Annotated in this window: 7 protein-coding genes; 2 read left to right on the forward strand and 5 right to left on the reverse strand. The window is 71.0% G+C overall.

The annotated features are described in order from the left end of the window. Positions 1-177 precede the first annotated feature (177 nt). Positions 178-1260 (reverse strand): polysaccharide deacetylase family protein, encoded by a 1083-nt coding sequence (locus ABD823_RS30780; RefSeq protein ID WP_344865747.1) that lies wholly within the window; start codon positions 1258-1260, stop codon positions 178-180. Between the two features lie 323 nt (positions 1261-1583). Then, entirely contained in the window at positions 1584-4289 is a 2706-nt protein-coding gene (gene polA / locus ABD823_RS30785) for a DNA polymerase I (protein ID WP_344865749.1), read from the reverse strand. Positions 4290-4355: 66 nt separating this feature from the next. Between polA and ABD823_RS30790 the strand changes: the two genes are divergently transcribed. Beyond that, positions 4356-4775 (forward strand): PaaI family thioesterase, encoded by a 420-nt coding sequence (locus ABD823_RS30790; RefSeq protein WP_425566685.1) that lies wholly within the window; start codon positions 4356-4358, stop codon positions 4773-4775. Positions 4776-5145: 370 nt separating this feature from the next. Here ABD823_RS30790 and ABD823_RS30795 read toward each other — a convergent pair whose 3' ends face one another. The 3 genes from ABD823_RS30795 to ABD823_RS30805 are packed head-to-tail and all read right to left on the reverse strand — an operon-like array spanning position 5146 to position 7619. Further along, positions 5146-5907 (reverse strand): amino acid ABC transporter ATP-binding protein, encoded by a 762-nt coding sequence (locus ABD823_RS30795; protein WP_344865752.1) that lies wholly within the window; start codon positions 5905-5907, stop codon positions 5146-5148. Then, a complete protein-coding gene (locus ABD823_RS30800; protein ID WP_344865754.1) occupies positions 5904-6755 on the reverse strand; it encodes an amino acid ABC transporter permease in 852 nt (283 codons plus the stop codon). Before ABD823_RS30800 ends, ABD823_RS30795 begins: the two co-directional genes overlap by 4 nt. 3 nt (positions 6756-6758) lie before the next feature. Further along, positions 6759-7619: an ABC transporter substrate-binding protein gene (locus ABD823_RS30805; RefSeq protein WP_344865756.1), complete on the reverse strand. Its 861-nt coding sequence runs from the start codon at positions 7617-7619 to the stop codon at positions 6759-6761. A gap of 164 nt (positions 7620-7783) precedes the next feature. On the opposite strand from ABD823_RS30805, the gene ABD823_RS30810 reads away from it, so the two are divergent. Continuing rightward, entirely contained in the window at positions 7784-8338 is a 555-nt protein-coding gene (locus ABD823_RS30810) for a DUF4352 domain-containing protein (RefSeq protein WP_344865759.1), read from the forward strand. The last annotated feature ends 36 nt before the right edge of the window (positions 8339-8374 follow it).

Genomic DNA, 8374 nt, shown 5'->3' on the forward strand with positions numbered 1-8374 from the left:
CCTTATCCGGTCAAGCCGAGTGATTTTCATCCGACGTGATCGAGCGCGAGCCCACTCCGTCCGAGGCACACGCGGGCCCACAGCGCAGCGATCAGCATATGAGACCAGAGCAGCCTGGTCAATCCGGAAGGAGCGCCCACCGAAGGTGTGCAAAGCCCGCAACGGCGACAGGAACGGCTAATACGCGTTGACCTGCCCGCTCCGCTTGGAGGTGATATTACCCCGAAGTTTCCGCGGGATGGAGATCCGCTCGGGATCCCCGTCCGCGGTGTAGCGCTGCTCGGGGTGCTTGGCGAGCCACTCCAGCCAGTACTGCGAGCACCACCGGCGGCACTCGCCCCTCTTGCCGTTGCTCTGGATGCGCTGGATCGAGCGCCAGTCGTACTTCTTGGTGAACGGCGACTCCGACGGCTGGGCGCCGGCCAGGAAGACGCCCTTGAAGGAGAACCTCGTCCCGTCCCAGGAGCCCTTCTGCACGGTGGACCGCTTGCGCGGCATCGCCCCGAACGGCAGCGCGAGCGTCTCGGAGGGGCTCCCGCCGAGCTTCTCCAGCAGCCGCTCGACCCGGACGAGCTGCTCGGCGATGCCCTGCTTCGACAGGCCCGGCAGGTAGGGGTGGCTCCAGGTGTGGTTGGCCACCTCGAAGCCCCGGGCGGTCAGCCACTGCACGGCCCGGGCCTGGTCGGCCCGGCTCTGCAGGCCGAACGGCTGCCGGTTGACCCAGAACGTCGCCACCGGCCGGAAGTCCGGGTACTTCTTCGCGACCTGGTAGATGATCCCGACCGCGGTGTCCTTCACCGGCATGCCCGCCTCGTCCAGCGCGAAGTGGCTGGGGTGGCCGTCGTCGAAGGTCAGCACGACCGGGTGCTTGCCCGCCGGGATGCCGATCCGCCCGGTGGCGAACTCCCGGGCGGTGATCGGCACGTAGCCCTCCCTGGCCAGCCTCTCCATCTCCTTGCGCACCTGGTCGGGGGTGCGGTCGATGGACGCCTGCCGCTTCTTCACGATCCGGTGGTACATGATCACCGGGACCAGGCCCGCCTCGTTGGCCTTCACCTTCCGGGCGGACTCCGGCGTCGCGGTGACCGGGGCGGGCAACTCGGCCGAGGGCAGCTCGGGCTCCGCGGGCGGCGGAGGCTCCTCGCCCTTCTTCAGCGCGCCCGCCTGGTGCGAGGGCGCGGGCGCCGGGGGCGCGGACGGATCGGGGAGCAGGAAGAGCACCCCCGTCGCGATGACCACGACCAGGACGTTGGCGAGCATGATGATCCGCGTGAGCGGGGGGGTTGGACTCCGCACAAGACTCCCGTGCCCGTCGAGCTGTCGGCCTGCCGTCCAACCCTAGAACAGACTAGGACAAGACCAGACACACTCCATGGCACGGTCCACGGCTTCCGACCGGCCGGGGGCGGCCGGCCCGGGGGCCCGCAGCCCGCCGCGCCCGGACGCCCTCGGGGGCGTGCGGGCGCGGTGGACGGGTGCCGCGGGCGCCGGCGGACCCGCGCCGACGGGCAGGCACGGCGAACAGGCACCGCGGCCGGAGCCGACGGCCGCGGTGCCGGCGAGCGGACGTCAGCGGCCGGGCGTCAGTGGCCGGCGTCCTGCCAGGTGCGGCCGACGCCCACCGAGACCTCCAGCGGGACGCGCAGCTCGTAGGCCGCGTTCATCCGCGCGCGGACCAGCTCGCGCAGGGCGTCGAGCTCTCCCGGCGCCACCTCGAACACGAGCTCGTCGTGGACCTGGAGCAGCATCCGCGAGTCCAGGCCGGACTCGCGCAGCGCCTCGCGCACCTGCAGCATGGCGATCTTGATGATGTCGGCCGCCGAGCCCTGGATCGGCGCGTTGAGCGCCATCCGCTCGGCCATCTCGCGGCGCTGCCGGTTGTCGCTGTTGAGGTCGGGCAGGTAGCGGCGGCGACCCAGGATGGTCTCGGTGTAACCGTCCTGCCGGGCCCGGGCGACGATCGCGTTGAGGAAGTCGCGGACGCCGCCGAACTCCTCGAAGTAACCCTCCTTGAGGGTCCGGGCCTCGGCCACCGGGATGTTGAGCTGCCCCGACAGGCCGAAGTCGGACAGGCCGTAGGCCAGGCCGTAGTTCATCGCCTTGATCTTGGCGCGCATCTCACCGGTCACCTCGTCCGGCTCGACCCCGAAGACCCGCGCGGCGGTCGCCTGGTGGAAGTCGTGGCCGGACTCGAAGGCGGAGATCAGCGCCTCGTCTCCGGACAGGTGCGCCATGATGCGCAGCTCGATCTGGCTGTAGTCGGCGGTCAGCAGCGCCTCGTAGCCGGAGCCGACCGTGAAGCCCTGCCGGATGCGGCGGCCCTCGGCGGTGCGGATCGGGATGTTCTGCAGGTTGGGCTTCTCCGAGCTGAGCCGCCCGGTGGCCGCCACCGTCTGCCGGAACGTGGTGTGGATCCGGCCGTCGTCGGCGATCTCCTTGATCAGGCCCTCGACGGTGATCCGGAGCTTCTCCTGGTCGCGGTGGCGGAGCATGATCGTCGGCAGCTCGTGCTCGGTCTGCCCGGCCAGCCAGGCCAGCTGGTCGGCGTCGGTGCTGTATCCGGTCTTGATCTTCTTGGTCTTGGGCAGGCCCAGCCTGACGAAGAGGATCTCCTGCAGCTGCTTGGGCGAGCCCAGGTTGAACTGCTCCCCCACCGACGCGTGCGCCGCCTCGACCGCCTGCTTCACCGCGGCCCGGAACTCCGCCTCCAGCGCCTCGAGGTGGTCGCGGTCGGCGGCGATGCCCGTCCGCTCCATCTCGGCCAGCACGGTCACCAGCGGCAGCTCCACCTCCCGCATCAGCCGGACGCCCCCGCGCGGCTCCAGGAACGCCTCCAGCGCGTCGGCGAGGTCGCGCACGGCCAGGGCCTGCAGCGCGAGGTCCCGGGCCGCGTCGGCCTCCTGGTCGTCGAAGAGGGACGCCTGGCCGTCGGCGGGGGCCGAGCCGCGCAGCTCCCGGCCGAGGTAGACCCGGACCAGGTCCTCCAGGACGAACGAGCGCTGCCCCGGCGTCGCCAGATAGGCGGCCAGCGCGGTGTCGCAGGACAGCCCGCGCAGGTCCATGCCCTGCGCCCACAGCCCCAGCATCGGGCCCTTGGCGTCGTGCACCGCCTTGGCCCTCGCCTCGTCGCCCAGCCAGGCGCGCAGCGCCGCCTCGTCGGCCTCGGTCAGCCCCGCCGGGTCCACGAACGCCACCCGCGCCCCGCCCGCGGACGGCGCGGCGATCGCGATGCCGTCGACGCGGCCGGTGCCGCTGCCGTGCGTCCCGGAGAAGGCCAGTCCCGCCCGGCCCTCGGGCAGCGCGGCCAGCCACCCGGCCACCTCGTCGGCGCCGAGGGAGACGACCTCGGCCTCGAAGCCGCCCGCCTCCGCGACCTCGGGCTCGGCCGAACCGAGGGTCTTGAAGAGCCGGTCGCGGATCTCGCCCCGGAACTCCAGCGTGTCGAGGATCTTGTCGATCTCTCCGCGGTCCCACTGGCCGATCCTGAGCTCGGAGACCTCCCTCTCCAGCGGCACGTCGCGCACCAGCTGGGTCAGGCGGCGGTTCATCAGCACCTGGTCCAGGTGGTCGCGGAGCTTGTCGCCGACCTTGCCCTTGACCTCGTCGACCCGGTTGACCAGCTCCTCCAGGGAGCCGAACTCGCGGATCCACTTGGCGGCGGTCTTCTCGCCCACGCCCGGGATGTTGAGCAGGTTGTCGCTGACGTCGCCGCGGATGGCGGCGAAGTCGGGGTATTGAGCCGGGGTGAGGCCGTACTTGTCGACGACGGCCTCGGGCGTGAAGCGCGTCATGTTGCTGATCCCGACCCGCGTCATCAGCACCGTGATCCGGTCGTCGACGAGCTGCAGCGCGTCGCGATCGCCGGTGACGACCAGCACCTGCATGCCCTGGTCGGCGGCCCGCGTGGCGAGCGTGGCGATCAGGTCGTCGGCCTCGTAGCCCGCCATCGACAGGTGCGGGACGCGCAACGCGTCGAGCATCTCGTGGATCAGGCTCATCTGGCTGCGGAAGCTGTCGGGGCTGGCGCTGCGGGTGGCCTTGTAGCCGTCGTACTCCTCGTGCCGGAAGGTGGGCTCCGACCGGTCGAAGCAGACCGCCACGTGGGTCGGCTTCTCGTCACGGAGCACGTTGACCAGCATCGAGGTGAACCCGTAGATCGCGTTCGTCTTCTGCCCGGTCGAGGTGGAGAAGTTCTCCTCGGGCAGCGCGTAGAACGCGCGATAGGCCAGGGAATGCCCATCAAGCAGCAGCAGACACGGACGAGCAGGGGTCGCTTCACTCTTCGGCACGGCAGAAGCCTAGTCTCCTGGTGCGACAGAAAACCCGACCCGCGTGACAGGAGAGTTCCCTTGACCATGACCGACCCCGGCGCGGCCTCCCCCCTCGACGGACTTCCCGGCGCCGACGCCACGGACACCCTGGTTCACCGGATGGGCATCGAGATCCTGGAGGCGAGCGCCGAACGCGTCGTCGGCACCATGCCCGTCGAGGGGAACACCCAGCCGTACGGCCTGCTGCACGGCGGCGCGTCCTGCGTGCTGGCCGAGACGCTGGGCTCCGTCGGCGCGGCCGTCCACGCGGGCCCCGGCCGCATCGCGGTCGGCATCGAGATCAACGCCACCCACCACCGCTCGGCCACCTCCGGCCTCGTCACCGGCGTCGCCACCCGGCTGCACGGCGGGCGCACCGTCGCCACCTACGACATCGAGATCACCGACGAGCAGGGCCGGCGGGTCTGCACCTCCCGCCTGACCTGCATGCTCCGCGACGCCTGAGGACCGGGCGCCCGAAGGTCGAGAAGGGCGCCCGCGCACCGGGCATCGCCGCATATCTTTGCGCGTCCGGCTCCGATGGCGTTACGGTGGGTGACATCGACGCCCGCGGGGAGGCCGAGTAGAAAACGTGCGGAGTCGGGGAAGCTCCACACGGCGCCAAAGGCCTCCTCGCGGGCTCGTCCCGTCCGCCGGGCCGCCCTGCCGGCTTCCCCTTCCGGTCCTCTCCCCGCTCCCGTCCGCCGCGCACGGGCCGTACGGGCGCCGGGCGCGCGAGGCAGCGGCGGGTCCGGAGCCCGTCGGCCCGGGCACGCCGACGGCCCGCGCCCCCGGGCAGGAGCACGGGCCGCCCGTCCACGGCCGCCAGGGGCGGTCAGACGTCGGTGTGCGTCGGGTCCAGCACGCGGCGCAGGAAGGACTTGGTCCGCTCGTGCCTCGGCGCGCCGATGACCTGCTCGGCCGGGCCGTCCTCGACGATGACGCCGCCGTCCATGAAGACCACCCGGTCGGCCACGTCGCGGGCGAAGGCCATCTCGTGGGTGACGACCAGCATGGTCATGCCCTCCTCGGCCAGCTTGCGCATGACCGTGAGCACGTCGCCGACCAGCTCCGGGTCGAGCGCCGAGGTGGGCTCGTCGAAGAGCATCAGCGCCGGGTTCATCGCCAGCGCCCGGGCGATCGCCACCCGCTGCTGCTGGCCGCCGGAGAGCTGGGCCGGGTAGGAGCCGCGCTTGTCGGCGACGCCCACCTTCTCCAGGTTCTCCACGGCGATCCGCTCCGCCTCGGCCCGGCCGCGCTTCAGCACCCGGCGCTGGGCGATCATGACGTTCTCCAGGACCGTCATGTGCGGGAACAGGTTGAACTGCTGGAAGACCATGCCCACCCGGCGCCGGGCGGCGTCGAGGTCGGCGTCCGGGTCGGTCAGGTCGACGCCCTCGACGAGGACCTTGCCCGACGTCGGCTGCTCCAGCAGGTTCACGCAGCGCAGCAGTGTCGACTTGCCGGAGCCCGAGGGGCCGATGACGCAGACCACCTGGCCGGCGTCGACGGTGAAGTCGATGCCCTTGAGGACCTCAAGCTTCCCGAAGTGCTTGTGCAGGTCACGGATCTCGACCGCATGGCTCACCGGGGTCACCGTCCCTTCCCCTGCCGCCGCTCCAGCCGGGCCGCGAGATAGCCCAGCGGGATCGTGACGAGCAGGTAAGTCACACCGACGACCAGGATGGGCGTGGCGTTGGCGTGCGTGGAGGCCAGGTCGTTGCCGAACTTCGTCAGCTCCACGTACTCGCCGGACACGCCGAGGAACAGCACCAGCGACGAGTCCTTGAGCAGGGCCACGAACTGGTTGGTCGTCGGCGGGATCACGATGCGCACGGCCTGCGGGATGACGATGCTCAGCATCGCCCGGCCGTGCGACATGCCCAGCGAGCGGGCCGCCTCCATCTGCCCCTTGGGCACCGCCTGCAGGCCCGCGCGGAGCGTCTCGGCCATGTAGGCGGCCCCGACGAGGCCCAGACCCAGGATGCCCTGGCCGTACAGGCCGCCGGGCACCTCGAAGCCGGGCAGGGCCAGCGGCAGGAAGAGGATCAGCAGGAAGATCAGCAGCGCCGGCAGGCCGCGGAAGATCTCGATGTAGACCAGCGAGAGCCACCGGTACGGCCCGACCGACGACAGCCGCATCAGGGCCAGCAGCAGGCCGAGCAGGAAGGCGAAGACGAACCCGCCGACCGAGTAGATGAGCGTGTTCTTCAGCGCGACCGTGAACAGGTCCGGCAGCGCCTGCTCGGCCACGTCCGCCTTGGCGAAGTTCTGCGCCAGGCTGGCCCAGTCGGTGAGCAGGACGAGCGCGACGGCCGCCGCGATCAGGATGGCGTACTGGACGGCGCGGCTGATCCGCTGCCGTTTGCGGGGGCTGAGGCGGGCCCTGCCGGGGGGAGCCCCGGCAGGACCCGACGGCTCAGCCGTCGTTGACTGGTCGGTCATGGATCAGCCGAGCTCTCCGGGCTTCTTGCCGAACCACTTGACGTAGATCTGCTCGTAGGTGCCGTCGGCCTTGGCCTCGGTGATCGAGTCGTTGATCGCCTTGAGCAGAACCGGGTCGGCGCCCTTCTTCAGGCCGATGCCGTACTGCTCGCCGGTGTCCAGGCTGGCGATCAGTTCGAACTTCTCGGCGACCTCCGGCTTCTTCAGCCAGGTGAGCACGACCGGCAGGTCCTGGATGATCACATCGACCTGGCCGGACTGCAGACCCAGGAGTTCCTTGGGCGAGTCGGCGAACTCGCGCGGGTTGAAGCCGTTCTTCTTGGCGTAGTCCAGGCCGGTGGTGGAGGCCTGGGCACCGAGCTTGAGGTTCTTGGCCTTGACGTCCTCCAGCGACGCGGCGCCGGTGCCCTTCTTGGCCAGCAACGCCTGGGTGGCGTCGAAGTACGGCACGGAGAAGTCGATGTTCGCCTTGCGCTCCTCCGTGATGGTCATGCCCGCGGCGGCGACGTCGCACTTGCCGGCGGCCATGGCCGCGCCACTCTTGATGACGGCGAAGTCGATGTCCACGATCTCCTGCGTCAGGCCGAGCTTCTTGGCGGCCAGGTCGACGATGTCGACGTCGAAACCGACGACCTTCTCGCCCTCCTTGAACTGGAAGGGCTCATACGGCAGGTTCGTGCAGGTCGTCAGCTTGCCGGGGGTGACCAGCTTGGGGGCGCCGGCGGCGGCCGCGCTGGACGAGGCACCCTCGCTCGGGCTCGCGGTGGTGTTCTCCCCACCGCCGCAGGCCGACAGGCCGAGCGCGCCGGCGACGACCATGGCGCCCACCGCGAGTGCCCGGCGGGGAATGAAACTCAGGCCCATGACGGCCTCCTTCTCGGTCAACGTCGCTTTCCGCATGGATACCTCTCAATGCCGGTGATGCTGCCCCACCCGCACGGTTGGGCAGGTCACCGCTGTGACACAATTCGGACAACAAGCCTGATCACGTGTATGAATCCGGTCTACCCGGATCTAACGTGATCGTCATGCCCCGTGCCGCCGCGCTCACCGCGGCCGCCGCGCTCCTTCTCGCGGCGTCCGCCGGCTGCTCCGGTCCGCCGGGGCCCCGCACGGGCTCCCCGGCCGCGGCCACCCCCACCTACGAGCTCCCGCCCCGCCCGGTCAGGCCGGGTGAGACCCCCGTCACGGCCGCCCCCGTCCAGGACGGCGACACCCGCTTCACGGTGATCGGACTGCAGAAGGGCCTTGAGGGCTTCTTCGGCAGCCACGCCGAGTGGCAGGCGAAGGGACGGTACGTGGTCGTGCGGATCGTCGCGGAGAACCCCGGCCGCACCAACTCCCGCTTCGACGCCAGACGGCAGCGGCTGCTCACCGCCGACGGCCGGTCGTACGGCCTCGACGCGTTCTCCCACGCCATCAAGCGCCAGCCGGAGACGTTCCTGCTGGGCGCCGGGGTCCGGGTCGAGCTGGACCTGTGGTTCGACGTCCCGGACGGCGCCGTGGTGAGCGGGATCCGCCTGTACGGCGACCCGCCGCTCGGCCGCGCCGCCACGGAGGGGGCGACCGTGCCGCTGCCGTGACCGCCGCCGCACGGGCGGAGCCGCGGACGGGGCCAC

Origin of the sequence: Planomonospora alba (assembly GCF_039534085.1) — a bacterium.
GTDB classification, from domain to species: Bacteria; Actinomycetota; Actinomycetes; order Streptosporangiales; family Streptosporangiaceae; genus Planomonospora_B; species Planomonospora_B alba.